We start from the raw sequence: 472 nt of genomic DNA on the forward strand, positions 1-472 counted from the left end.
TAATAACTGGCTCTCGCAGGAGTCCTACGCTATCGGCCTGGGCGGCTTAATCACCGACCTGCTGAACACTTACTCGACCTTTATGGTCCATGATAAAACCAATTACAGGGTCAATGAGCCAAGCAGCTCCGGCAAGACGTTAACCATTCAGTTTGTCAATCAGCGCCACTATCGGGCGCAACAGTGCTTTATGTCTGTGGTACTGATTGATAACGCCGATGGTTCAACCATGCTGGATAAGCGCTATTTCGTCACCAATACTAACCAGTTGTCCATCCAGGATGATCTGTTTAATAGCCTGTCTTTCGTTTTAACACAGCCCTGGCCCGATCGTATGCGGGAACAACTGGCTCTATTCAGAACACCGCAAAATACCGCGCTGATGCATTTTTATGAGGCGCGCCAGCTTATTCTGAGCGGGGATGCGCAGGCACTAAGTAAAGCCAGCGATATTTTGAATGGCATTATAAAG

The 472-nt window shown here is 48.3% G+C and carries 1 pseudogene; it reads left to right on the forward strand.

Features of this window, described 5'->3' with window-relative positions:
• Positions 1–472, forward strand: a pseudogene (locus tag F7Q90_RS25965) (lysine decarboxylation/transport transcriptional activator CadC); the annotation flags it as partial.

Origin of the sequence: Pantoea stewartii subsp. stewartii, from assembly GCF_008801695.1 — a bacterium.
GTDB classification, from domain to species: domain Bacteria; phylum Pseudomonadota; class Gammaproteobacteria; order Enterobacterales; family Enterobacteriaceae; genus Pantoea; species Pantoea stewartii.